This is a genomic window from Streptomyces sp. NPDC097981 (genome assembly GCF_040302565.1).
GTDB lineage: Bacteria > Actinomycetota > Actinomycetes > Streptomycetales > Streptomycetaceae > Streptomyces.
The window spans coordinates 122,988-146,287 of the sequence record NZ_JBEORW010000018.1; the positions used below are offsets into that span (position 1 = coordinate 122,988).

The 23,300-nt window shown below is 73.6% G+C and carries 23 protein-coding genes; 18 read left to right on the plus strand and 5 right to left on the minus strand.

The window, feature by feature from the left end; all coding sequences use genetic code 11:
• The first annotated feature begins 124 nt into the window (after positions 1–124).
• Positions 125–1,423 carry a haloacid dehalogenase-like hydrolase gene (locus ABTY04_RS19325; protein ID WP_352214549.1) on the plus strand — a complete coding sequence of 433 codons (1,299 nt, stop codon included), beginning with the start codon at positions 125–127 and terminating at the stop codon, positions 1,421–1,423.
• 16 nt (positions 1,424–1,439) lie between these two features.
• Here ABTY04_RS19325 and ABTY04_RS19330 read toward each other — a convergent pair whose 3' ends face one another.
• Positions 1,440–2,660, minus strand: coding sequence for an amino acid deaminase/aldolase (locus tag ABTY04_RS19330; RefSeq protein WP_352214550.1), 1,221 nt, complete (start codon positions 2,658–2,660; stop codon positions 1,440–1,442).
• A 271-nt stretch (positions 2,661–2,931) separates the two neighbouring features.
• On the opposite strand from ABTY04_RS19330, the gene ABTY04_RS19335 reads away from it, so the two are divergent.
• From ABTY04_RS19335 to ABTY04_RS19345, 3 genes are read left to right on the plus strand one after another with little or no spacing between them, the layout of a single operon-like run.
• Positions 2,932–3,708: a hypothetical protein gene (locus ABTY04_RS19335; protein ID WP_352214551.1), complete on the plus strand. Its 777-nt coding sequence runs from the start codon at positions 2,932–2,934 to the stop codon at positions 3,706–3,708.
• Positions 3,705–4,889, plus strand: coding sequence for a type VII secretion-associated serine protease mycosin (gene mycP / locus ABTY04_RS19340; protein WP_352214552.1), 1,185 nt, complete (start codon positions 3,705–3,707; stop codon positions 4,887–4,889). Before ABTY04_RS19335 ends, mycP begins: the two co-directional genes overlap by 4 nt.
• A gap of 2 nt (positions 4,890–4,891) precedes the next feature.
• The gene (locus ABTY04_RS19345) at positions 4,892–5,632 is read left to right on the plus strand and encodes an SseB family protein (protein WP_352214553.1); all 741 of its coding nucleotides are present in this window, start codon (positions 4,892–4,894) and stop codon (positions 5,630–5,632) included.
• An 86-nt stretch (positions 5,633–5,718) separates the two neighbouring features.
• Here the strand turns inward: ABTY04_RS19345 and ABTY04_RS19350 are convergent, their stop codons facing one another.
• Positions 5,719–6,105 carry a DUF1844 domain-containing protein gene (locus ABTY04_RS19350; RefSeq protein WP_053688768.1) on the minus strand — a complete coding sequence of 129 codons (387 nt, stop codon included), beginning with the start codon at positions 6,103–6,105 and terminating at the stop codon, positions 5,719–5,721.
• Between the two features lie 367 nt (positions 6,106–6,472).
• Between ABTY04_RS19350 and infC the strand changes: the two genes are divergently transcribed.
• The 10 genes from infC (at position 6,473) to ABTY04_RS19400 (ending at position 16,770) form a co-directional block, all read left to right on the plus strand.
• A complete protein-coding gene (infC, locus tag ABTY04_RS19355; RefSeq protein WP_352214583.1) occupies positions 6,473–7,180 on the plus strand; it encodes a translation initiation factor IF-3 in 708 nt (235 codons plus the stop codon).
• Between the two features lie 104 nt (positions 7,181–7,284).
• Complete coding sequence (gene rpmI / locus ABTY04_RS19360) at positions 7,285–7,479, plus strand: 50S ribosomal protein L35 (RefSeq protein WP_327282603.1); 195 nt, start codon at positions 7,285–7,287, stop codon at positions 7,477–7,479.
• 102 nt (positions 7,480–7,581) lie between these two features.
• Complete coding sequence (gene rplT / locus ABTY04_RS19365) at positions 7,582–7,974, plus strand: 50S ribosomal protein L20 (RefSeq protein ID WP_352214554.1); 393 nt, start codon at positions 7,582–7,584, stop codon at positions 7,972–7,974.
• 135 nt (positions 7,975–8,109) lie between these two features.
• A complete protein-coding gene (locus tag ABTY04_RS19370; RefSeq protein WP_352214555.1) occupies positions 8,110–8,976 on the plus strand; it encodes a TrmH family RNA methyltransferase in 867 nt (288 codons plus the stop codon).
• A gap of 56 nt (positions 8,977–9,032) precedes the next feature.
• Complete coding sequence (locus tag ABTY04_RS19375; RefSeq protein WP_352214556.1) at positions 9,033–10,235, plus strand: sensor histidine kinase; 1,203 nt, start codon at positions 9,033–9,035, stop codon at positions 10,233–10,235.
• Positions 10,236–10,381: 146 nt separating this feature from the next.
• Positions 10,382–11,509 (plus strand): phenylalanine--tRNA ligase subunit alpha, encoded by a 1,128-nt coding sequence (gene pheS, locus ABTY04_RS19380; RefSeq protein ID WP_352214557.1) that lies wholly within the window; start codon positions 10,382–10,384, stop codon positions 11,507–11,509.
• Positions 11,509–14,037, plus strand: a complete 2,529-nt coding sequence (gene pheT / locus ABTY04_RS19385) for a phenylalanine--tRNA ligase subunit beta (protein ID WP_352214558.1) — start codon at positions 11,509–11,511, stop codon at positions 14,035–14,037. The genes pheS and pheT overlap by 1 nt, the downstream gene beginning before the upstream one ends.
• A gap of 153 nt (positions 14,038–14,190) precedes the next feature.
• A complete protein-coding gene (locus tag ABTY04_RS19390) occupies positions 14,191–14,478 on the plus strand; it encodes a hypothetical protein (RefSeq protein WP_352214559.1) in 288 nt (95 codons plus the stop codon).
• A 367-nt stretch (positions 14,479–14,845) separates the two neighbouring features.
• Positions 14,846–16,186 (plus strand): NsdA family TPR-like regulatory protein, encoded by a 1,341-nt coding sequence (locus tag ABTY04_RS19395; RefSeq protein ID WP_352214560.1) that lies wholly within the window; start codon positions 14,846–14,848, stop codon positions 16,184–16,186.
• A gap of 53 nt (positions 16,187–16,239) precedes the next feature.
• A complete protein-coding gene (locus ABTY04_RS19400) occupies positions 16,240–16,770 on the plus strand; it encodes an NUDIX hydrolase (protein ID WP_352214561.1) in 531 nt (176 codons plus the stop codon).
• Positions 16,771–16,784: 14 nt separating this feature from the next.
• On the opposite strand, the gene ABTY04_RS19405 is transcribed toward ABTY04_RS19400, so the two are convergent.
• A complete protein-coding gene (locus ABTY04_RS19405; protein ID WP_063789474.1) occupies positions 16,785–17,678 on the minus strand; it encodes a 3-hydroxybutyryl-CoA dehydrogenase in 894 nt (297 codons plus the stop codon).
• A 154-nt stretch (positions 17,679–17,832) separates the two neighbouring features.
• Between ABTY04_RS19405 and ABTY04_RS19410 the strand changes: the two genes are divergently transcribed.
• Positions 17,833–19,086, plus strand: coding sequence for a glycoside hydrolase family 10-like protein (locus tag ABTY04_RS19410; RefSeq protein WP_352214562.1), 1,254 nt, complete (start codon positions 17,833–17,835; stop codon positions 19,084–19,086).
• A gap of 1 nt (position 19,087) precedes the next feature.
• On the opposite strand, the gene ABTY04_RS19415 is transcribed toward ABTY04_RS19410, so the two are convergent.
• Both ABTY04_RS19415 and ABTY04_RS19420 read right to left on the minus strand, forming a co-directional pair.
• The gene (locus ABTY04_RS19415; RefSeq protein WP_352214563.1) at positions 19,088–19,285 is read right to left on the minus strand and encodes a DUF1918 domain-containing protein; all 198 of its coding nucleotides are present in this window, start codon (positions 19,283–19,285) and stop codon (positions 19,088–19,090) included.
• Positions 19,286–19,346: 61 nt separating this feature from the next.
• Complete coding sequence (locus ABTY04_RS19420) at positions 19,347–20,318, minus strand: DMT family transporter (protein WP_352214564.1); 972 nt, start codon at positions 20,316–20,318, stop codon at positions 19,347–19,349.
• On the opposite strand from ABTY04_RS19420, the gene ABTY04_RS19425 reads away from it, so the two are divergent.
• Genes ABTY04_RS19425 through ABTY04_RS19435 form a run of 3 tightly spaced genes read left to right on the plus strand, consistent with a single transcriptional unit; the run spans position 20,317 to position 23,219 of the window.
• Positions 20,317–21,798 carry an aminotransferase-like domain-containing protein gene (locus ABTY04_RS19425; RefSeq protein WP_352214565.1) on the plus strand — a complete coding sequence of 494 codons (1,482 nt, stop codon included), beginning with the start codon at positions 20,317–20,319 and terminating at the stop codon, positions 21,796–21,798. The two genes, ABTY04_RS19420 and ABTY04_RS19425, sit on opposite strands and share 2 nt — an antisense overlap.
• Before the next feature lie 45 nt (positions 21,799–21,843).
• Entirely contained in the window at positions 21,844–22,419 is a 576-nt protein-coding gene (locus ABTY04_RS19430) for a histidine phosphatase family protein (protein WP_352214566.1), read from the plus strand.
• A gap of 41 nt (positions 22,420–22,460) precedes the next feature.
• The gene (locus ABTY04_RS19435; protein WP_352214567.1) at positions 22,461–23,219 is read left to right on the plus strand and encodes an N-acetyltransferase; all 759 of its coding nucleotides are present in this window, start codon (positions 22,461–22,463) and stop codon (positions 23,217–23,219) included.
• Positions 23,220–23,300: the final 81 nt, after the last annotated feature.

Consider the following 23,300-nt stretch of genomic DNA (forward strand, 5'->3'; position numbering starts at 1 on the left):
CGGGCGGGCGCCCCGAGCGTTCACCCGCACTCCATCCCCCCGACAGCCGGGCGTCGCACGACGCCCGGCTGTCGTGTTCTACCGTCCGAGACGATCTTCGTAGGAAACAGGAGTGTCCACCTCAGTGACCCGACTCGACACCGTACGACGGCTCCAGGCGGCCGGCGCCGCCGTCGCGATCGCCGCCGGCACCCTCGTGGCCGCCGCTCCCGCCGCCCAGGCGGCCCGCCCCGGCGCCCACTGCACCACCCCCCGGATCGCGGCCGGCTGGTACGGGGACAACCAGGCCCGGCTCCAGCAGCTGATCGACGAGTACGGCACGTGCAACCCGTACAGGCCCAGCCGCAACAAGCCCGTCGCCGTCTTCGACTGGGACAACACCGTCGTCAAGAACGACGTCGGCGACGCCACCATGTACTGGCTGCTGCGCAACGGCAAGATCCGCCGGCCCGCCGCCGGTGACTGGACCGCCACCAGCCGCTACCTCACCCCGGCCGCCGCCAAGGCCCTCGCCGACGCCTGCGGCGCACTCGCCGCTCCCGGCGCCCCGCTGCCCACCGGCACCCCCGAGGGCGCGGGCTGCGCCGACGAACTCGCCGCCGTCTACGGCACCGCCGCGACCCGCTCCGGCGCCGCCGCCTTCGCCGGCTGGGACCACCGCACCATCGAGCCCGCGTACGCCTGGCTGCCCCAGCTGATGCAGGGCTGGACCGCGCGCGAGATCCGCGGTTTCGCGGCCGCCGCGCAGGCCGAGAACCTCGCCGCGCCCGTCGGAGCCGGGCAGCAGGTCGGCACCGGCACCGCCACCGGCTGGGTGCGCTACTACGACCAGCAGAAAGACCTGATCGGCGGCCTCCAGAAGGCCGGATTCGACGTCTGGATCAGCTCGGCCTCGCCGCAGCCGGTCGTGGAGGTGTGGGCCAAGGGCGTCGGCGTCGCCGCGGACCACGTCATCGGCATCCGCAACACCACCGCGGCCGGCGGGAAGTTCACCGCGCACCTGCAGGGCTGCGGCTCCGTGCAGGACGGCGCCGACACGATGATCACGTACATCGACGGCAAGCGCTGCTGGATCAACAAGGAGATCTTCGGCGTCCGCGGCGCGGCCGCCGAGAAGGTCCAGCCGGCCGCCCGCCGCCAGGTGTTCGCAGCGGGCGACTCCGACACCGACATCTCCTTCCTGCGGGACGCGACGGCGCTGCGGCTGGTCGTGAACCGGAACAAGAACGAGCTGATGTGCCGCGCGTACGACAACAGCGACGGCAAGTGGATCGTGAACCCGATGTTCATCGAGCCGAAGAAGCAGAAGACCGCGCCGTACCCGTGCTCGACCACGGGCTACGTCGACCACGACGGCACGCCGGGACCCGTCCGCCGGGGTGACACGAGCGTCGTCCCCGACCAGACGGACAGCGTGTACTAGGCCGGCACCAGAGGTACTAAAGGAAGGTGCGGCCCTCGCCCCGGTAGGTGGGGACGGTGGCCGTCACCCGGTCGCCCTCGACGAGGTGCAGCGCCTCGAACCGCTCGCACAGCTCCCCGGCCTTCGCGTGCCGGAACCAGACCCGGTCGCCGATCAGCAGATCGTCGGCCGGGCTGCCGAGCAGCGGCGTCTGCACCTCGCCGGCCCCCTCCTGGGGGTCGTAGCGCAGGCCCTGCGGCAGGTACGGCTCGGGAAGCCGGTCCGCGCCGGCCGCGCCGGAGGCGGGATATCCGCCGCCGAGCACGGTGACCACGCCGACGCCGGGCCTGCGGACCACCGGCTGGGCGAAGAGCGCCGCAGGTCGGCCGTGGAACGACGTGTAGTTGTCGAACAGCCGCGGTACGTAGAGGCCCGAGCCGGCGGCGATCTCCGTGACCGCGTCCTCGGCGGCGGTCTGCTGGACGCTGCCGGTGCCGCCGCCGTTGACGAACTCCAGGTCCGGCACGACCGCGCGGACGGCCCGTACGGCCTCGGCGCGCCGGGCCGCGAGCTCCTTGCGGGCGGCCGCCTGCATGAGCCGGATGGCGCGGGAGCGCAACGGGCGCCCCGCCAGGGCGTCTCCGACGCCGGCGACATGGCCCTCGTACCCCATGAGTCCCACGACCCGGAACCCGGGCCGGGCGGTGACCGCGCCGGCGAGCTCGGCGAGCTGCTCCGGCTCGCGCAGCGGCGAACGCCGGGCGCCGACGCGGACCCGGCCGCCGAACAGGTGCAGCGCGGTGTCGAGTTCGAGGCAGACGCGGATCTCGTGCGTGCCGCTGCCGTCGCCGCCGGCGTCCCGGGAGCGGTCGATCAGCTCCAGCTGCGCCGGGTCGTCGACCATGACGGTGACGGCCGCGGCCAGCTTGGGGTCGCCCGCGAGCTCCGCGAACCCGGCGCGGTCGGCCGAGGGATAGGCCAGCAGCACGTCCTCGAACCCCGACCTGGCCAGCCAGACCGACTCGGCGAGCGTGTACGACATGATCCCGGCGAACCCGGGCCGGGCCAGGACCCGTTCGAGGAGCGCACGGCAGCGGACGGACTTGCTGGCGACGCGGATCGGCTTGCCGCCGGCCCGGTGGACGAGGCCGTCGGCGTTGGCGTCGAACGCGGCGAGATCGACGATGGCCAGGGGCGCGTCGAGATGCGCGGTGGCCCGGTCGTACCGGGCCCTGTCTCCACCGGCGGGAAGATTCATGGGCGGCAGCCTGCCAGACGGCCGTACCGGTGGGTAGAGGGCTGCCGTCGGATGCGGTCGCCGCTGCGCGGCGCCCTGCCCCGTGTCCGGGGGCGCGGGCAGGGGCGGGTCGGTGCGGGCTCGGCGGTGGAGGCGTGCGCCGGTGTGCCGGTGCGGCGCCCTGCCCCGTGTCCGGGACGCGGGCGGGGTCGGGCCGGCCCGGGATCGGTGGGGTGGGGGCCGCGTAGAGTACGGGGAGGCAGCCGTACGGAACGGGGGGCGGAGCCACCGGATGACCACGTCGACACCGCAGACCGCGGTCCCGGCCGAGCCCGCGCCCGAATCCGTACCGGCCCGCCGCGGGTCCGCACGGCCCGCGGCCGCCGCGCTGTGCGCCCTGCTCGGAGTCGGCCTCGTCGGCGGAGCCGGCGTCAGCGGCTGGGCCGAACAGCGCGCCGCCCACCGCCCCTTGGCCGCCGGCGCCGCCTACCGCCAGGCCGGCTCGCTCTGGCGCGCGACCCCCGTCGACACCCTCTTCCCGCCCGTCCTGGACGGAGCCGACGCCGGCCCCGGCGGCGCCGACCGCACCTGGACCCGCGTCGCACTCGCCCCCGACACCGACTGCAGGCCCGCACTCGCCCCCGACTGGCAGGCGGCCCTCGCCGCCACCGGCTGCACCCGGGTCCTGCGCGCCACCTACACCGACGCCACCCGCAGCTCCCTCGTCACCGTCGGCATGGTCTTCACCCCCGCCGGCGCCCCGGCGATGGAAGCCCTGCGGGGACACCTGCCCGCCCCGCCCGGCTACGGCTTCGCCGACAGCCAGCGCGCCGCGTGGACCGCGTCCGTGATTCCCGGGGCCCCCGTCGTCGTCTACACCGTCTCCGCGTTCACCGACGGCCGCCTGCTGGACGCCCCCCGCCCGGCCGAGGACACGATGCGCAAGGACGCCACCGGGGCCGTCGCACAGGCGGGCCTCGGCCACGAGGCCAAGGCCGTCGCCGACCGGATGGCGCGATCCGTACACACCCTCGCCGCGCCGGACGCCCCGTCGGGCGCCGGCCGGTGAGCCGGTCCCGGGCCGCCGCGGCCCTCGTACTCGGCGCGCTCCTCGTCGGAGCCGGCACGCCCCCCGCCGCCGCCGACCCCATCCGCGACCGCCAGTGGGGCCTCACGGCCCTGCGCGCCGAGGAGGCCTGGGGCACCACCCAGGGGGACGGGGTCACCGTCGCCGTCCTCGACACCGGGGTCGACGCGACCCACCCCGACCTGGCCGGCCAAATCCTCGACGGCGCCGACCTGATCGGCATGGGCGCCGGCCGCGGCGACCGCGCCTGGGCCCGGCACGGCACCGCCATGGCCGGGATCATCGCCGGGCACGGCCACGGCCCCGACCGCCGCCAAGGGGTCCTCGGTGTCGCCCCGCAGGCACGGATCCTCCCCGTCCGCGTGATCCTCGAAGAGGGCGACCCCGGCCGGGCCAAGGCCCGCGAGAGCAAGGGCGGCGCCCTCGCCGAGGGCATCCGCTGGGCCGCCGACCACGGCGCCGACGTGATCAACCTCTCCCTCGGCGACGACAGCGACTCCGCCCACCACGAGGCCGCCGAGGACGAGGCCGTCCAGTACGCCCTCGCCAAGGGCGTGGTCGTCGTCGCCTCCGCGGGCAACGGCGGCCGGCAGGGCGACCATGCCTCCTACCCGGCCGCCTACCCCGGGGTCATCGCCGTCGCCGCCGTCGACCGCGCCGGCAAGAAGGCCGCCTTCTCCACCCGCAGCTGGTACGCCACCGTCAGCGCCCCCGGGGTCGACATCGTCATCGCCGACCCCGACCGCTCCTACTACGAGGGCTGGGGCACCAGCGCCGCCTCGGCCTTCGTCTCCGGCGCCGTGGCCCTCGTCAAGGCCGCCCACCCGGACCTGTCCCCGGCCCAGATCAAGAGGCTGCTGGAGGACACCGCCTCCGACGCCCCGCCCGGTGGCCGCGACGACTCCCGCGGACACGGACTGGTGGACCCCGTCGCCGCCCTCCAGGTCGCCGGCACGCTGCGCCCCCAGCCGGCGGTCCCCGCACCCGTCGCGGCCGGGCAGCCGTACTTCGGCCCCGGCCCCGAGCCGGTCCGCCCGGCCGAGCGGGGCGCCCGCCTCGGCGCCCCCGCGGCCGCGGCCGTCGGGGCCGCGCTGCTCGCGCTGGCCGCCGTACTGGCCCGGCGCCCGCGAGGCGCACGGCGGGATCGGGATAGGGTCGGGTAACTGTGGCGAACAAAAGCATTCCCGACCCCGGCTTCTCCGACGACGACGGCTCCGCCGACCCCCGGCTGAGCGCGGCCCTCGCCGCCTGGTCCACGGACCGGGCCAAGGAACCGGAGGTGCTGGCCGCGCTCAAGGGGGCCCGCCTGCTGGTCCCGGTCGTCGCCGTCCTCGGCGAGGTCGAGACCGACCCGGAGACCGGCCTCAAGCGGGAGAAGACCAGCGACATGGCCGTCCCGACCCTGCGGGCGGGTGACCGGCGGGCGCTGCCCGCGTTCACCTCGATCGCCTCGCTGGCGCTCTGGGACCCGGCGGCCCGGCCGGTGGCCGTCCCGCTGCACCAGGCCCTGCAGGCCGCCGCGCACGAGAAGGCCGACACCGTGGTCCTCGACCTGGCCGGCCCCGTCGCCTACCAGCTCACCGGCCCCGCACTGCTCGCGCTGGCCGAGGGCCGCACCGATGCCGGCCCGCTGGCCGACCCCGCGGTGCGGGAGGCCGTGCGGGCCGCCGTGTCCGCCGAGCCGGCCGTGCTCCGCGCCCACCTGGGCCCCGGCGGGGCGGACGCCGACGGCACACTGGCGATCGTCCTGGCCGCCGGCGCGCAGGCGCCCGCCGCGGCGCGCCGCGTCGCCGAGGCCCTGGCCGCCGACGAGACCCTGCGGGCCCGCCTGGTGCACGGGCTGGACCTGGCACTGCTCCCGGAGGAGGCCCCGGCCCCGTCCGGCGAGCCGCTCTTCACGCGCTGAGGGGCACAGGGGTACGCGGAAGGGCCGGGGCGATGCCCCGGCCCTTCCGCGTACCTCGTGTTCCTCGCCTCCGTGCGCCGGCCGGCTCAGCCGAAGACCGGACCCGTGAACTTCTCGCCCGGACCCTGGCCCGGCTCGTCCGGCACGATCGAGGCCTCGCGGAAGGCGAGCTGGAGCGACTTCAGGCCGTCGCGCAGCGGGGCCGCGTGGAAGGAGCTGATCTCGGTGGCGCTCGCCGTGACCAGGCCGGCGAGGGCCGTGATCAGCTTGCGGGCCTCGTCCAGGTCCTTGTGCTCGGAGTCCGGCTTGTCCAGGCCCAGGTTGACCGCCGCGGCGCTCAGCAGGTGCACGGCCACCGTGGTGATCACCTCGACGGCGGGCACGTCCGCGATGTCGCGGGTCATGGCGTCGTAGTCGGGAGCGTCCGGCGTGCTGCCGGCCTCGGTGGCGGGGGTGGGGGTCGCGTCAGTCATGCCTCACACGATAAGCCGGGCCGTGCGGGCCGCCGACCGGCACCCGGTGGCGCGGCCGCCGGGTGAGCGGCCCCGGCGCGGAATGCTATATTGAGCTGACGACCGGCCGGAGACTTATGTCCCCGGCCCACAAGTGGAGGCTCCGCTCTCCCACCCGACCACCCTCCGGGGAGGCGGGTCACCGGTCAGGCGGCATCCATCGTTCCGTACGGACGATGGAAAGCTGCCCGAGTCTGCGCCCCGCGATCGCACGCGGCGGTGCTCCGGTTGTTTTGGAGCCCCTGCCTGTGCCCGGCGGGGCATTTTTCATGTTCCGCCGCGGTTGGTCTGACGACATATGACGTCAGCGGCTGTCTGCCAGACAGCCGTGTGGTGCTACCGAGGAGGATCCATCAGCACCGAGCCCCGCATCAACGATCGGATTCGTGTCCCTGAGGTGCGACTCGTCGGTCCCAGCGGCGAACAGGTGGGCATCGTCCCGCTTGCGAAGGCGCTTGAGCTCGCGCAGGAGTACGACCTGGACCTGGTCGAGGTCGCGGCGTCTGCACGCCCGCCGGTCTGCAAGCTCATGGACTACGGCAAGTTCAAGTACGAGTCGGCCATGAAGGCCCGTGAGGCGCGCAAGAACCAGGCGCACACGGTCATCAAGGAAATGAAGCTCCGGCCGAAGATCGACCCGCACGACTATGACACCAAGAAGGGTCACGTCGTTCGGTTCCTCAAGCAGGGCGACAAGGTCAAGATCACGATCATGTTCCGTGGTCGCGAGCAGTCCCGGCCGGAACTCGGCTACCGACTGCTGCAGCGTCTCGCTTCGGACGTCGAGGACCTCGGGTTCATCGAGTCGAACCCGAAGCAGGACGGCCGCAACATGATCATGGTCCTCGGTCCGCACAAGAAGAAGACCGAGGCGATGGCCGAAGCCCGCGAGGCGCAGGCCGCCCGTAAGGCCGAGCGCCAGGGTGTCGCCGCCGACGAGGCTCCCGTCAAGGAAGCCCCCGTCGAGGAGAACCCCGAGGTCGCCTCTGCCGAGGCCGCCGCGGACGCCTCTCCCGAGGCGCCGGCCGAGGCCTGATTCCGAGGCAGCCTGTCTCGGATCACCGACACAACATGACGCTCCCGGGCGCCGGTCCTCCACCGGACCGGCGGGGGCGCCACCGACGAGGAGATAACGGCGCTATGCCGAAGAACAAGACGCACAGCGGTACCAAGAAGCGCTTCAAGATCACCGGCTCCGGCAAGGTGCTCCGTGAGCGCGCCGGTAAGCGCCACCTGCTCGAGCACAAGTCGTCCCGTCTGACCCGCCGCCTCACCGGCAACGCGGAGATGGCCCCCGGCGACGCCGCGAAGATCAAGAAGCTTCTCGGCAAGTGACGTCCTCCGCTCCCTCTGGAGGGAGCGGGACGTCAAGACCGGGACCCCATCGAATTCGGGCCGTGTGAAGACACCCACGGCCCCGCTACAAGGAGTTAAAAAGTGGCACGCGTCAAGCGGGCGGTAAACGCCCACAAGAAGCGCCGGGCGATCCTCGAGGCGGCCTCCGGCTACCGCGGTCAGCGTTCGCGCCTGTACCGCAAGGCCAAGGAGCAGGTCACCCACTCGCTGGTCTACAACTTCAACGACCGCAAGAAGCGCAAGGGCGACTTCCGTCAGCTGTGGATCCAGCGCATCAACGCCGCTGCCCGCCAGAACGGCATGACGTACAACCGCCTCATCCAGGGTCTGAAGGCCGCCAACGTCGAGGTGGACCGCAAGATCCTCGCGGAGCTGGCCGTCAACGACGCCAACGCTTTCGCCGCGCTGGTCGAGGTTGCGCAGAAGGCGCTTCCGGCCGACGTGAACGCCCCGAAGGCCCCGGCCGCCGCCTGAGCACCACGCTGAGCGCCAGCCGAGCCCTCACAGGCTTCAGCCCGGACCCGCAGGCCCTGTGCCTGCGGGTCCGGTGCGTTGTAGCCGATCCACCTGTTTCGACCCGCAGTACGTACGGAAGCGAGCCGACCGCCCATGGGTACCCCCGCCCCCGCCGAGCTGATCTCCCCCCGATCCCCGCGGGTGGCCGCCGCCAGGCGACTGGCGCGGCGCAACTTCCGCACCAAGGAGCGCCGGTTCATCGCCGAGGGCCCGCAGGCCGTCCGTGAGGCCGTCGAGCACCGCGGCGCCGGGGGCGCGTCGACCCTGATCGAGCTGTTCGCGACCGTCGAGGCCGCCGAGCGCCACACCGGGATCATCGATGCCGCGCTGGCCGCGGGCGCGCGCGTCCACTACGCCTCCGACGAGGTGCTCGCCGAGGTCTCGCAGACCGTCACGCCGCAGGGGCTCGTCGGCGTCTGCCACTTCCTCGACTCGCCCTTCGAGGAGATCCTCAAGGCCGGGCCCAAGCTCGTCGCCGTCCTCGCCCACGTCCGCGACCCCGGGAACGCCGGCACGGTGCTGCGCTGCGCGGACGCCGCCGGAGCGGACGCGGTCGTGCTGACCGACGCATCCGTCGACCTGTACAACCCGAAGTCCGTACGGGCCTCCGTGGGCTCCCTCTTCCACCTTCCCGTGGCGGTCGGAGTCCCCGTGGAGCAGGCCGTCGAGGGGCTGCGGGCGGCCGGCGTGCGGATCCTCGCCGCCGACGGGGCCGGCGAGGACGACCTGGACGCCGAGCTCGACGCGGGCACCATGGGCGGCCCCTCGGCCTGGGTCTTCGGCAACGAGGCGTGGGGCCTGCCCGAGGAGACCCGGGCGCTCGCGGACGCCGTCGTACGCGTCCCGATCCACGGCAAGGCCGAGAGCCTGAACCTCGCCACGGCCGCCGCGGTGTGCCTCTACGCGTCCGCGCGTGCACAGCGGGCTCCCGGAGGGTGCCGCTCCGTGACCCCCAGCTAGTAATGTGGCGGCCCGGGGGGCCCACTGCGCTACCCGGAGATGTGGGGTACGGGGACATGACCGTCGGTACGAACAGCTCGCCAGGGGCCGTGAAGGCGTCCGGAACGCCGTCCCTGGCGGCCGTGCCCCCGCAGGGCACGGGCCGCTCCGGACCGGCCGCACCCGAGCCCTGCGACCTCACCGGGTTCACCACGGCCGGGATCCACCCCGACGACCTTCCCGACGGGCTCGTCGTCGCCGACCACACCGGCCGGGTCATCTGCTTCAACTCCGCCGCCGCGCGGATCACCGCGATCGCCCCCGGCGAGGCGCTCGGCGCACGCATCGAGCGCGCGCTGCCGCTGGAGGACCTCGACGGCCGCCGCTGGTGGGCGCTGACCGACCCGTACGGGGGCCTCGCCACCCGGCGCGGCCAGCCCGAGCGCAATCTCCTGCTGCCGGGCGGGCGCGAGGTGCTGGTCTCCGCCCGGTACGTGCGCACACACCCCACCGGCCCGCTGAGCCGCCTCGTCGTCACCCTGCGCGGTACCGAGGCCCGCCGCCGCACGGAGCGCAGCCACGCCGAGCTGATCGCCACCGTCGCGCACGAGCTGCGTTCGCCGCTGACCTCCGTCAAGGGGTTCACCGCGACCCTGCTCGCCAAGTGGGAGCGGTTCACCGACGACCAGAAGCGGCTCATGCTGGAGACCGTCGACGCCGACGCCAACCGCGTCACCCGGCTGATCGCCGAGCTCCTCGACATCTCCCGCATCGACTCGGGCCGCCTGGAGGTGCGCCGCCAGCCGGTGGACATCGCCACCGCCGTGGGCCGCCACGTCCAGGCGCTCACCGCGAACGGCCAGGCACCCGACCGGTTCCTCGTACGGGTCAGCCGGTCGCTCCCCGATCTGTGGGCCGATCCGGACAAGATCGACCAGATCCTCGGCAACCTCCTCGAAAATGCGGTGCGGCACGGCGAGGGAACGGTCACCATCGACGTATCGCCGACCAGCCTGACCAATGCCGCGGGCAAGACCGAGAAGGGAACCGCCGTCACCGTGACCGATGAGGGCCCCGGGATCCCCGAGGAGTCGATGGGCCGCGTCTTCACCCGCTTCTGGCGGGGCAGCAAGCGCGGCGGCACCGGCCTGGGCCTGTACATCGTCAAGGGCATCGTGGAGGCCCACGGCGGCACCATCACGGTCGGCCGCGGCCCCGGCGGCGGCGCCGAGTTCCGATTTATCCTGCCCGTGGGCGCCCCGGCCTACCTCACGCAGTAGCTGCGGAGCGTCTCGCCAGGCGGCCCACGGGCTCCTTCACCCCCAGCGACCTTTAGACTCGTCCTTTGGCACCTTTGGGTCCTTGTCCGAATCGGTCGATCGAGTCGCGGGTACCCACCAGCCAGCCATCGGAAGTACGGGAAGAGATGTCGGCACCGAACAAGTCGTACGACCCTGTCGAGGTCGAGGCACTGAAACCGGAAGAGATCGAGCGCATGCGGGACGAGGCGCTCGCCGCCTTCGCGGCCGCCGGCGACCTCGACGCGCTGCGCGAGGCGAAGACCGCGCACATGGGCGACCGCTCGCCCCTGGCGCTCGCCAACCGCGAGATCGGCGCCCTGCCGCCCCAGGCCAAGGCCGAGGCGGGCAAGCGCGTGGGCCAGGCCCGCGGCGCCGTGAACAAGGCCTTCGGGGCCCGCACGGTCGAGCTCGAAGCCGAGCGCGACGAGCGGGTGCTGGTCGAGGAGGCGGTGGACGTCACGCTGCCCTACGACCGCGTCCCCGCCGGTGCCCGGCACCCCCTGACCACGCTGATGGACCGCATCGCGGACATCTTCACGGCCATGGGCTACGAGGTGGCCGAGGGCCCCGAGGTCGAGGCGGAGTGGTTCAACTTCGACGCCCTCAACTTCACGCCCGACCACCCGGCGCGCCAGATGCAGGACACCTTCTTCGTCCGGGGGCCGGAAGGCACCGAGGGCGACGAGTCCGGCGTCGTGCTGCGCACCCACACCTCCCCGGTGCAGGCGCGCTCCCTGCTCGACCGGGAACCGCCCGTCTACGTGGTGTGCCCGGGCCGGGTGTTCCGCACCGACGAGCTCGACGCGACGCACACCCCGGTCTTCCACCAGGTCGAGCTGCTCGCCGTCGACGAGGGCCTGACCATGGCCGACCTCAAGGGCACCCTGGACCACATGGTCCAGGCGCTCTTCGGCAAGGACATGACCACCCGCCTGCGCCCGAACTTCTTCCCGTTCACCGAGCCGTCCGCCGAGATGGACATGCAGTGCTACGTGTGCCGCGGCGAGTCGGTGGGCAACCCCGACCGCCCGTGCCGCACCTGCTCCAGCGAGGGCTGGATCGAGCTCGGCGGCTGCGGAATGGTCAACCCCAAGGTGCTCGTCGCCTGCGGTGTGGACCCCGAGAAGTACAGCGGGTTCGCCTTCGGGTTCGGCATCGAGCGGATGCTGATGTTCCGCCACAACGTCGAAGACATGCGAGACATGGTCGAGGGTGACGTCCGGTTCACCCGGCCGTTCGGGATGGAGATCTGATGCGGGTCCCGCTTTCTTGGCTGCGGGAGTACGTCGACCTGCCTGCCGGCGAAACCGGTCGTGACGTACAGGCCAAGCTCATCGACGCCGGTCTTGAGGTCGAGACCGTCGAGCAGCTCGGCGCGGGCCTCAAGGGCCCTCTGGTCGTCGGCCAGGTGCTGACCATCGAGGAGCTTGAGGGCTTCCGCAAGCCGATCCGTTTCTGCACGGTCGACGTCGGCCAGGCCAACGGAACCGGCGAACCGCAGGAGATCGTCTGCGGCGCCCGGAACTTCTCCGTCGGCGACAAGGTCGTCGTGGTCCTCCCCGGCGCGGTGCTGCCCGGCGACTTCGCGATCGCCTCGCGCAAGACGTACGGCCGGACCTCGCACGGCATGATCTGCTCGGGCGAAGAGCTCGGCATGGGCGACGACGGCACCCACGGCATCATCGTGCTCCCCCCGGAGCACGAGGTCGGCTCCGACGCGATCGAGCTCCTCCAGCTCGTCGACGAGGTACTCGACATCGCCGTCACCCCGGACCGCGGCTACTGCCTGTCGATGCGCGGCGTGGCCCGCGAGACGGCCACCGCGTACGGCCTGCCGCTGCGCGACCCGGCGCTGCTCGACGTGCCCGCGCCGAACTCGTACGGCTACCTGGTCAAGATCGACGACCCGGCCGGCTGCGACCGCTTCACCGCCCGTACGGTGACCGGCCTCGACCCCGAGGCGAAGTCCCCGATCTGGCTCACGCGGCGCCTGCAGAAGGCCGGCATGCGCCCGATCTCGCTCGCCGTCGACGTCACCAACTACGTGATGCTCGAACTCGGCCAGCCGCTGCACGCGTACGACCGCACCCGCCTGGACGGCGCCATCGGCGTGCGCCGGGCCGAGCAGGGCGAGAAGTTCACCACCCTCGACGGGGTCAAGCGCACGCTCGACGCCGAGGACCTGGTGATCACCGACAACAGGGGGCCGATCGGCCTCGCCGGTGTCATGGGCGGTGCCAACACCGAGATCGCCGACTCCGTGACCGACCCCGAGACCGGCATCGTCTCGGGCACCACGGACGTCGTGATCGAGGCCGCGCACTTCGACGCCCTGACGATCTCGCGCAGCGCCCGCCGCCACAAGCTCGCCTCCGAGTCCTCCAAGCGCTTCGAACGGGGCGTCGACCCGCAGGCCGCCTCCGCGGCCGCGCAGCGGACCGTCGACCTGCTCGTGCTGCTCGCGGGCGGCACCGCCGAGGCCGGCGTCACCGAGCTCGCCGCCCCGGGCGCCCCGCGCACCATCGCGATGGGCGCGGACCACCCGGACCGGGTCGCGGGCATGGACTACGGGCGCGAGACCGTCGTCCGCCGCCTCCAGGAGGTCGGCTGCGACGTCTACGGCCAGGACGAGCTCGTCGTGACCGTCCCGTCGTGGCGGCCCGACCTCGCCGAGCCCAACGACCTCGCCGAAGAGGTCATCCGGCTGGAGGGCTACGGCAACCTGCCGTCGACCCTGCCCCAGCTGCCCTCCGGCCGCGGTCTGACCGCCCGGCAGCAGCTGCACCGCCGGGTCGGCCGCGCGCTGGCCGGCGCGGGCTACGTCGAGGCGCTCAGCTACCCGTTCGTGGGCGAGGGCGTCTTCGACCAGCTCCAGCTGCCCGCGCACGACGCCGCCCGCCAGGTCGTCAAGCTGGTCAACCCGCTCTCCGACGAGGAGCCGGCGCTGCGCACCACGCTGCTGCCGGGCCTGCTGGGCGCGCTGCGCCGCAACGACAGCCGGGGCAGCCACGACCTCGCCCTCTTCGAGACGGGTTCGGTCTTCCGGGCCGGCCCGCAGCCGGGCGTCGCCGTCCGGCTGCCCGTCGACCGGCGTCCCACGGCCGAGGAGATCGCCACGCTGAACGCCGCCCTGCCGGCTCAGCCGCGGTACGCCGCGGTCGTGCTGGCCGGTGCGCGCGAGCAGGCCGGCTGGTGGGGCAAGGGCCGCCCGGCCGACTGGGCGGACGCGGTCCAGGCCGCTCGCTCGCTGGCCGCCGAGGCCGGCGTGGAGCTCGTCGTGCGCCAGGGCCAGTACGGTCCGTGGCACCCGGGCCGGTGCGCCGAGCTGATCGTCACCCTGAACGGGGTGGAGACGGTCATCGGCCACGCCGGTGAGCTGCACCCGCGCGTCGTCAAGGCGATGGGCCTGCCGGCCCGTACCAGCGCCATGGAGCTCGACCTGGACCGCCTCGCGGCGGCCGGCGGCGAGGCCCTGCAGGCGCCCAGGATCTCCACCTTCCCGGTGGCGACCCAGGACGTCGCGCTGATCGTGGACGCCTCGGTCCCGGCGGCCGCGGTGGAGGCCGCGCTGCGCAAGGGCGCCGGCGAGCTGCTGGAGTCCCTGCGGCTGTTCGACGTGTTCACCGGTGAGCAGGTCGGCGAGGGCAAGAAGTCCCTGGCGTACGCGCTGCGCTTCCGTGCGGCCGACCGCACGCTGACCGCCGAGGAGTCGACGGCCGCCCGCGACGCGGCGGTGGCGCTGGCCGCCGAGCGCACGGGCGCGGTGCTGCGCGGCGCGTAAGCGCGTGGCCGCAGCCTTGCGGCAAGGCCTGTGAGGGGCGTATCCGGAAAACCGGGTACGCCCCTCACCCGTTCGGGTGGGAAGGCCGGTGACCCCCGTCGGCGGATCCGGGCGGTCGGCACAATCGTCGCGGCCGAGGGAGGGCCGGAAACGGTGATCACGCGCGGGGAGATGCCTCGGGTACGCCGGGTGTGCGTCCTCGCACGGGGCGCCGCCGCGGTGTCCTGGGAGCTGCCCACCCACGGGCGGCTCGGGCCCGGCCCGGCGAGCGGCGCGGCGTTCCCGTTGCCGGCCAGCGTGCTCGCAGAGCGGCCTGCGGACACGCCCGCGCGGCCGGTCGCGGGCGTGCACGCCGCGCTGCTGCGGCACACCGGCGGGCAACTCGCCGACGACGGGGCCCTGCTGGTGCTGCGCAGCGACCGCAGCGGCCACCGCTCCTGAGCCGGAACCGCACACCGGGCCCGGTGGGAGGGCCCGGCGCGCGTTCCGCCTCCCCCAGCTACCGCTGGGAGGTGCCCCCAGCCCCTGCCGGGCCCGGCGACCAACCGGGCGCCGGCGGAGCCGGAGCGCGCCGCCCGCCTGCCATGGAGTGTCGGGCAGACAGCAGACGGGCGGCGCGGTGACGGGTCGTCGCACTGTACGAGGGGGAGCCGACGACCCGAGCCGCCTCTTGGCGAGGCTCTTAAGTGAACCGCCCCCAGGGCCCCTTGCGGCAGGGTGCGTATCGCATTTATGCGCGTACACGGTTCACACCCCGTGTGAACCGTGCACCCACTAGCCTGAGACCGAAGAGCCCTTGGAGGGGCCCATGCAGCCCAATGCCCTGCTCGACGCCCTCCTCGCCGAGGCGGGCATGTCCCACGCCGGACTGGCGGCGCACGTGAACCAGGCGGGCCGGTCCCGCGGTCTCGCGCTGCGCTACGAACACACCGCCGTCACCCGGTGGTTGAAGGGGCAGCGGCCGCGCGGCCAGGTGCCGGACCTGATCTGCGAGGTGCTCGGCGGCCGGCTGCGGCGCCCGGTGTCGCTGGACGACGTCGGGTTCGGCGTGCCGGGCCAGCCGGTGGCCTCGCACGGCTCCCCGCTCAGCGGCTTCGTCGACCGGGCCGCCGCCCTGTGGCGGTCCGACGAGCAGAGCCGGTTCCAGCTGCTCGCCGCCGAGGCCGTCACCGGCACGCCCGCCGTGATCCCGGTCTGGGAGTGGGAGAACCCGCCCGAGGACGCCGACGTCTCCCGCGACGGGCCGAACCGGATCGGCCCGGAGCACATCGAGATCCTCCGGGCTGCGCGGGCGCACTACGAGCTGATGTACCGCCGGGCCGGCGGGGTGGCCACCCGGGCCCGGATCGTCCGCTTCCTCGGCAGCGAGACCGCGCCCATGCTGCGCGGGAGCTACCCCGACGGGCTCGGCCGCCAGCTGCACCGGGCGACCGGGTCCCTCGTGGCGGTGGCCGGGATCTGCGCGTACGACTCGGACGCCCACGGGCTCGCCCAGCGGTACTTCCACCAGGCGCTGCGTCTTGCCAAGGCGAGCGGGGACCGGGGGCTCGGCGCCTACGTCATCGCGTTGATCGTCAACCAGTCCCTGCACCTGCGGGAGTACCGCCAGGCCGTCGCCTTCGCCGAGGCCGCGCTGCGCGCCGCGGGCCGGCACACCACCCCGGCCCTGGCCGCCGACCTGTATGCGATGCAGGCCAAGGCTTACGCCCAACTCGGGGACACCGCCGCCGCGTTGACCTGCATCCGGCACGCCGAGGCGGCCGCCGAGCGGATCCGGCCCGGTACGGAGCCGGACGAGACGGGGTACGTACAGCCCGGTCTGGTCAACGTACAGGTGGCGGAGGCGCTGCTCAGCCTCGGTGATCTCCACGCCGCCCACGAGCAGGCGACCGCCGCGGTGGGGACGCCGGCGCACGACCGCGGGCGGGTCCACCGGCTGGCGATGCTGTGCGAGATCCAGCTGCGCCAGGGCGAGGCGGACCGGGCGGTGGCTGCGGCCGCCGAGATGGCCGAGCGGGCCAAGGGGATGGAGTCGCTCCGGCTGCGCGACCGGCTGCGGGCGGTCCGCGAACAGCTGCTGACCAGCGGATGTTCCGGCGCGGAGGAGACGGCGCTGCTCATCGACGGGGCGCTGCGCGTTCCCCTGTGAGGGCGTGAACTGCTGCCATGTTGCCACCAACTCGATCGGAAGGTGGCGCTGCCGTGCAGTGGACGAACCTGAGTGAGCAGACCGTGTACAAGAACCGCTGGTTCGATGTGAATCTCGCCGACGTGGAACTCCCCGACGGCCGGCACCTGGACCACTTCGTGATCCGGCTGCGGCCGGTCGCCGTCGCCACGGCGGTCAACGGGGCCAACGAGGTGCTGCTGCTGTGGCGGCACCGGTTCATCACCGACAGCTGGGGCTGGGAGCTGCCCGCAGGCGTGGTCGAGGACGGTGAGGACATCGCGGACGCCGCGGCCCGGGAGATGGAGGAGGAGTCGGGCTGGCGGCCCGGACCCCTCCACCACCTGATGACCGTCGAGCCGGCCAACGGGCTGACCGACGCCCGCCATCACCTCTACTGGGCGGACGGGGCGACGTACGTCGGCCACCCCGAGGACGATTTCGAGTCCTCGCGCCGCGAATGGGTGCCGCTCAAACTGGTGCCGGACATGATCGCGCGCGGCGAGGTCCCGGCTGCCAACATGGCGGCCGGGCTGCTGCTCCTGCACCATCTGCGGCTCGGCTGACCCCCGGCTGCGGTTCAGCCGTACGGGTAGAAGCCCGAGCCGGTCTTGCGGCCGAGGCGGCCCGCGTCGACCATCCGCTGGAGCAGCGGCGGAGCGGCGTACAGGGGTTCCTTGTACTCGGCGTACATCGAGTCGGCGATCGAGGCGATCGTGTCCAGGCCGATCAGGTCGGAGAGCTTGAGCGGGCCCATCGGGTGGGCGCAGCCCAGCTCCATGCCGTTGTCGATGTCCTCGCGGCTCGCGATGCCGGATTCGAACATCCGGATCGCCGACAGCAGGTACGGGACCAGGAGCGCGTTGACGACGAAGCCGGACCGGTCCTGGGCGCGGATCGCGTGCTTGCCCAGGACCTTCCCCACCAGGGCCTCGGCGCGCTTGATGGTCTCCTCGCTGGTGGTCAGCGCCGGGATCAGCTCGACGAGCTGCTGCACCGGGGCCGGGTTGAAGAAGTGGATGCCGATGACCTGGTCGGGCCGCGACGTCGTGACGGCCAGCTTGACCAGCGGGATCGAGGAGGTGTTGGAGGCGAGGATCGCGTCCGGGCGGGTGATCACCTGGTCGAGGACCTGGAAGATCTCCGTCTTGACCTGCTCGTTCTCGACGACGGCCTCGATGACGAGGTCGCGGTCCGCGAACTCGCCGAGATCGGTGGTGAAGGTGAGGCGGGCCAGGGTGGCGTCCCGCTCCTCCTCGCTGATCTTGCCGCGTTCGGCGGCCTTCGTCAGGGAGTTGTGCAGCCGGGTGCGCCCGATCTCCAGGGCCTCGCCGGTGGTCTCGGCGACCTTCACCTCAAGGCCGCTGCGCGCGCACACCTCGGCGATGCCCGCACCCATCTGGCCACAGCCCACTACGCCGACTCGTGTGATGTCGGAAGGGAGGTCAGTCACTTCGTGCCTTTCGCTGCTCATCCGTCGGCGGGTCCCCCGTACTCCGCAGTGGTAACTGCATTCCGGCGCCCGCCACGCCCCACGACGTTACCCCCGCCCTTGACCTTGCCGGGGGGCCGGGGCGGGCATGCTGTCAGACTCAGGAGAATGTCACTCAACGGAACGGAGTCGTCACATGACGTACATCGGGCGGCGGCGGCTGCTGGCGGGGGCCGCCGGGATGCTCGCCGCGACGGGTGCGACGGGCACGGCGGGACCGGCGCGGGCGGCGCAGGCGGGGCGGGGGCGCGGCGGGGGGAAGAGCGCGGCCGAGTTCCGCGCGATGTGGATCGCCTCCGTCGAGAACGTCGACTGGCCCTCCAAGAGCGGACTGGGCGCCAAGCGCCAGCGGGACGAGCTGACCGGCCTCCTCGACACCGCCGTCGCCCGCCGCCTGAACGCCGTGATCCTCCAGGTCCGGCCGGCCGCCGACGCGATGTGGCCCGGCGCCCGGGAGCCCTGGTCGCAGTGGCTGACCGGGGAGCAGGGCGAGGATCCGGGCTGGGACCCGCTCGGCACCGCGGTGGCCGAAGCGCATGCCCGGGGGCTGGAACTGCACGCCTGGTTCAACCCGTACCGGGTGGCCAACCACACCGACCCCGAGCGCCTGGTTCCGGAGCATCCAGCCCGGCGCAACCCCGACTGGGTGGTCCCGTACAACGGCAAGCTGTACTACAACCCGGGCCTGCCCGAGGTGCGCGCCTTCGTGCAGGAGGCCATGCTCGACGCCGTCTCCCGCTACGAGGTGGACGGCGTGCACTGGGACGACTACTTCTACCCGTACCCCGCCGAGGGGCAGTACTTCGACGACGACGACGCGTACGCGCGCCACGGCGGCGCCTTCGCCTCCCGCGCGGACTGGCGCCGCGGCAACACCGACACCCTGGTCCGCGAGATGTCGGAGCGGCTGAGCGTGATCCGCCCGGCCGCACGCTTCGGCATCAGCCCCTTCGCGGTCTGGCGCAACAGTGCGACGGACCCGCTGGGTTCGCCCACGCAGGCGGGCGTCGAAACGTACGACGACCTCTACGCGGACACCCGCAAGTGGGTCAAGGAGGGCTGGATCGACTACATCGTGCCGCAGGCGTACTGGCACATCGGCCACCCGACCGCCGACTACGCGAAGATCGTGCCGTGGTGGGCGCGGACCGTCGCCGGCACCGGCGTGGCGCTGTACGTGGGCGAGGCGCTGTACCGATGCGACGCGGCCAGCTCCACCGCGGCGTGGCGCGATCCCGCAGAGCTGTCCCGGCACCTGACGTTCGCCCGCGGATACCCCGAGGTCCGCGGCCACGTCTACTTCTCGGCGAAGCAGGTGGTCGCGGACCCCAATGGAGCGATGGCCAGGGTCGTTGCCGACCATTACCCGACGGCCGTGCCGCCGCGTTGAGTCAGTGGGTGGGCTCCTTCGGATGCTTTACGACGCAGTCGGGGCCCGGGGACATGACTGCCTCGTGGCCGTCCGCGAAACGGACCCGGTACGGAGGGGTGCCGTTCTCGCCGAGTACCTGAGTGATTTCACCGACCTTGTCGTGCTGCCCCACGATCCTGCCGTGCTGCACCAGCTGGTCGCCCTCGGTCGCGCGCATTACTGACCTCCTCGGAGGCGGTCTGGATCCGGTGACAGCATTTTACGGCGGTTTGTGGGGATTAAGCCCGCTGGGTGACGGCAATGCAGACCAGGACCGCGCAGGCGGCGGCCGGGGCGGCGGGGGAGAGCTGCTCGCCGAGCAGCGCCACCGACCAGACCAGGGTCAGCAGCGGCTGGGCGAGCTGGAGCTGGCTGGCCCGCGGCGCGCCGATCTCCGCCATGCCTCGGTACCAGACGTACAGGCCGAGGAAGGTGGAGCCGGCGGCCGCCCAGGCCAGACCGGCCAGCCCGTGCCCGGTCAGGTGCACCGGCTCGTACGCGAGCCCCAGCGCGGAGCCGGCCAGGCTGAGCGGCAGGCACAGCACCAGGGCCCAGCCGATGACCTGCCAGCCGGGCAGTACGCGGGCCAGACGCCCGCCCTCGGTGTACCCGGCCGCGCAGACCAGCAGGGCCCCGAAGAGGAAGCCGTCCCCGGCCGAGAGGGCGCCGCCGCTCTGGGTCAGGGTGAAGCCGAGTACGACGGCGGCTCCGGCGACGGCCGCGCCCCAGAACCGGTGCGAGGGGCGGGCGCCGGTGCGCAGCGCGGACACGGCGGCCGTGGTGAGCGGGAGCAGGCCGACGACGACGGCGGCGTGCGAGGTGGTGGAGGTGGTCAGCGCCAGGGTGGTGAGCAGCGGGAAGCCGACGACCACGCCGGCGGCGACGACGGCGAGGCCCGCCCAGTGCTCGCGGCCGGGCAGCGGCACGCGGGCGGCCAGCAGGAAGCCGCCCGCGATCAGGGCCGCGAGGACGCTGCGCACGGCGACGAAGGACCAAGGGCCGAAGCTCTCCAGGCCCCACGCGGTGGCGGGGAAGGTCAGCGAGAAGGCGATGACGCCGAGCGCGGCGAGCGTGGTGCCGCCGGTGGCCCGGCCGCCGAGGCCGCCCCGGCCGACCGGGGCGCTGCCCCGCTCGGCGCCCCGGCCGGACCGCGGGGCCGGATGCTCGACCGCTATCGAGGCGGGGTGAGTAGCGCTATTCTGTGCTGTCATGTATGAGCGTAGCAGTGTGGCAGAACTGGCAGAATCCCTGCGGTCGGAGCTCAACCGCTACTCGGTGGGTGGAAAGCTCCCGTCGAGCCGGGCCCTGGTGGAGCGCTACCGGGTCAGCCCCGTCACCGTCTCCCGCGCCCTCGCACAGCTGTCCGCCGAAGGGCTGGTCGTCACCCGGCCCGGCGCCGGGGTGTTCCGCGCCCGGCCCCGCACGGCGGAACCCGCGCCCGGCGACACCTCCTGGCAGGAGGTCGCCCTCAGCGCGGAGGGCACGGCCGAGGTGGTGCCGCGCTCCGTGGACGCCTCCGGAGTGCTGGCCTGCCTGGCCGCACCGCCCTCCGGGGTGATCGGACTCAACAGCGGCTACCTCCACCCCTCCCTCCAGCCCGAGCGGGCCCTGTCCGCCGCGCTGGCCCGCGCCGGGCGGCGCCCCGGAGCCTGGGACCGGCCGCCCATGGAGGGGCTGCCCGAGCTGCGCGACTGGTTCGCCCGGGAGATCGGCGGGGCAGTGGCGGCCGCCGACGTGCTGGTCACCGCGGGCGGGCAGAGCGCACTGACCACCGCCCTGCGGGCGCTGGCCCCGCCCGGGGCGCCGATCCTGGTGGAGTCCCCGACCTACCCCGGGCTGCTGGCCATCGCCCGTGCCTCCGGATGCCGGCCGGTGCCCGTCCCGGTGGATGCCGAGGGGGTCCGGCCGGAGCTGCTGGCCGCCGCCTTCGAAGCCACCGGGGCGCGGGTGTTCGTATGCCAGCCGCTGTTCCAGAACCCGACCGGTGCGGTGCTGGCTCCCGAGCGGCGGGCCGAGGTGCTGCGGATCGCGCGGGCCGCCGGGGCCTTCGTGGTGGAGGACGACTACGCCCGGGCCCTGGGCCACGACGACGCCGGTGCGCTGCCCCCGACGCTGGCCGCCGAGGATCACGACGGGGTGGTCGTGCACGTCCGGTCCCTGACCAAGGTGACCTCGCCCAGCCTGCGGGTGGGCGCGCTCGCAGCCCGCGGCCCGGTGCTGGACCGGCTGCGGGCCATCCAGATCGTGGATTCCTTCTTCGTGTCCCGGCCGCTCCAGGAAGCCGCCCTGGAGCTGGTCGGCGCGCCCGCCTGGCCGCGCCACCTGAGGGCCGTCGCCGCCGAGCTGCGCCACCGGCGGGACGTGCTCGCGGGCGCGCTGCGCCGGGAGCTGCCCGGGCTGACGCTGCCGCACCTGCCCTCGGGGGGATACCAGCTGTGGGCCCGGCTGGCCGAGGGCGGAGACGACGCGGCCTTCACGGCGGCGGCCCTGCGCGCCGGGGTCGCGATCGCGGCGGGCCGCCCGTACTTCTGCGCGGAACCGCCGGGTCCGTACGCACGGCTCAGCTTCGCCGGGGTTTCGGGCGCGGGGGAGCTGAACGAGGCCGTCCGGCGGCTGCGGAGCGCGGTGGGAAGCGAGGCGGGCGGCGGAGCGGGCAGCGGGCCCGGCAACACCGCCGGTCCGGACGCCTGACCCCGGACGCTTGACCCCGCGCGGCACGCGGCCCACCATCGCCGCATGAATGTTCGGGTTTCGCTCGTCGCCGCAGCCCGTGGTTCCTCGCTGCTCGCCGAGCGCTTCGACGACGACCGCCCGCTGGACGGGGCGGGCTGGCGCGCGGTCGAATCCGCCGCGCGCGGGCTTGTCCCCCTGGGCGCCGCAGAGCTGCGCTACTGCTCGCCCAGCCCGCGCAGCCGGGCCACCGGGCAGGCCCTCGGGTACGCGCCGCTCGCCCAGCCGGCGCTGCGCGACTGCGACATGGGCCGCTGGCGCGGGCTGACCCTGGCCGAGGTGGCGGAGCGCGAGCCGGGTGCGGTGGACCTCTGGCTCACCGACCCCTGCTGCGCCCCGCACGGCGGTGAATCCCTGCTCGCCTTCATCTCCCGCATCGGCGGCTGGCTGGACACCCGGCCGGACGACGACGGGGCCGCGATCGTGGCGGTGGCGGAGCCCTCGGTGGTCCGGGCGGCCCTGGTGTACGCGCTGAGGGCGGCCCCGCTGACGTACTGGAACGTCGATGTCCGCCCGCTCTCCACGATCACTCTGACGGGCCGGCCGGGCCACTGGCACCTGTCGCTCCAGGCGCCCGCCTAAACGGGTGGAGCCGCACCGGTTTCCCGCCCTAGCCTGCGGCCATGAACGGCATACAGATCACCACCCTCGCGCAGCGTCCCGAACTGGCCGACCGGCTTGGGGACATGAAGGATCCCTGGCTGGAATTCGCCCGGCACGACTCGCTCGCCTGCCTCCTCTACCCGTGGATGCAGCGGGAGCTGGCGGACTACGTCCTGGTCGCCACGGACGGCGACGCGATGGTCGCCCGCGGATACAGCGTGCCCTTCGCGCTGCACGCGCGGGGCCGGGGCGGGGTGCTGCCCACCCGGGGCTGGGACCAGGTCCTCATGTGGGCCTTCTCCGACCTGCGGCTCGGGGTCGCCCCCGACACGGTGAGCGCCATCGAGATCACAGTCGCCACCGACCGGCAGGGCGAGGGCCTGTCCGCGCTGATGCTGGCCGCGATGCGGGAGAACGCCCGCGCCCGCGGGTTCGCCGAGGTGGTGGCCCCGGTGCGGCCCAGCGGCAAGCCGGCCGAACCGGACACCCCGATCGAGGAGTACGCGTACCGCACGCGTGAGGACGGTCTCCCGTACGACCCCTGGCTGCGGGTCCACGTCCGTGCGGGTGCCGTGATCGACTCGGTGGCCCCGCTGTCGATGACGATCAACGGCTCCCTCGCGGAGTGGCGGGACTGGACCGGGCTCCCCTTCGACGCGACGGGCCCGGTCCGGGTCCCCGGAGCCCTGGCCCCGGTCCGCTGCGAGCTCGAACAGGGCTACGCGGTGTACGTGGAACCGAACGTCTGGGTCCGCCACCCGCTGGACCGCACGGCGTAGGCCCGCACGGCGTAGGCCCGCACGGCGTAGGCACGCATGGCTTTGCATAAAAGTGCGGCGCTACGTATAGTCATGCCATCG

Excerpts from the sequence above, each read along its gene's own strand:
- ABTY04_RS19330 (WP_352214550.1), bottom strand. The coding sequence starts at position 2,660 with ATGAATCTTCCCGCCGGTGGAGACAGGGCCCGGTACGACCGGGCCACC.
- ABTY04_RS19335 (WP_352214551.1), top strand. The coding sequence starts at position 2,932 with ATGACCACGTCGACACCGCAGACCGCGGTCCCGGCCGAGCCCGCGCCC.
- ABTY04_RS19350 (WP_053688768.1), bottom strand. The coding sequence starts at position 6,105 with ATGACTGACGCGACCCCCACCCCCGCCACCGAGGCCGGCAGCACGCCG.
- rpmI (WP_327282603.1), top strand. The coding sequence starts at position 7,285 with ATGCCGAAGAACAAGACGCACAGCGGTACCAAGAAGCGCTTCAAGATC.
- ABTY04_RS19370 (WP_352214555.1), top strand. The coding sequence starts at position 8,110 with ATGGGTACCCCCGCCCCCGCCGAGCTGATCTCCCCCCGATCCCCGCGG.
- ABTY04_RS19375 (WP_352214556.1), top strand. The coding sequence starts at position 9,033 with ATGACCGTCGGTACGAACAGCTCGCCAGGGGCCGTGAAGGCGTCCGGA.
- pheS (WP_352214557.1), top strand. The coding sequence starts at position 10,382 with ATGTCGGCACCGAACAAGTCGTACGACCCTGTCGAGGTCGAGGCACTG.
- pheT (WP_352214558.1), top strand. The coding sequence starts at position 11,509 with ATGCGGGTCCCGCTTTCTTGGCTGCGGGAGTACGTCGACCTGCCTGCC.
- ABTY04_RS19395 (WP_352214560.1), top strand. The coding sequence starts at position 14,846 with ATGCAGCCCAATGCCCTGCTCGACGCCCTCCTCGCCGAGGCGGGCATG.
- ABTY04_RS19405 (WP_063789474.1), bottom strand. The coding sequence starts at position 17,678 with ATGAGCAGCGAAAGGCACGAAGTGACTGACCTCCCTTCCGACATCACA.
- ABTY04_RS19410 (WP_352214562.1), top strand. The coding sequence starts at position 17,833 with ATGACGTACATCGGGCGGCGGCGGCTGCTGGCGGGGGCCGCCGGGATG.
- ABTY04_RS19415 (WP_352214563.1), bottom strand. The coding sequence starts at position 19,285 with ATGCGCGCGACCGAGGGCGACCAGCTGGTGCAGCACGGCAGGATCGTG.
- ABTY04_RS19425 (WP_352214565.1), top strand. The coding sequence starts at position 20,317 with ATGTATGAGCGTAGCAGTGTGGCAGAACTGGCAGAATCCCTGCGGTCG.
- ABTY04_RS19420 (WP_352214564.1), bottom strand. The coding sequence starts at position 20,318 with ATGACAGCACAGAATAGCGCTACTCACCCCGCCTCGATAGCGGTCGAG.
- ABTY04_RS19430 (WP_352214566.1), top strand. The coding sequence starts at position 21,844 with ATGAATGTTCGGGTTTCGCTCGTCGCCGCAGCCCGTGGTTCCTCGCTG.
- ABTY04_RS19435 (WP_352214567.1), top strand. The coding sequence starts at position 22,461 with ATGAACGGCATACAGATCACCACCCTCGCGCAGCGTCCCGAACTGGCC.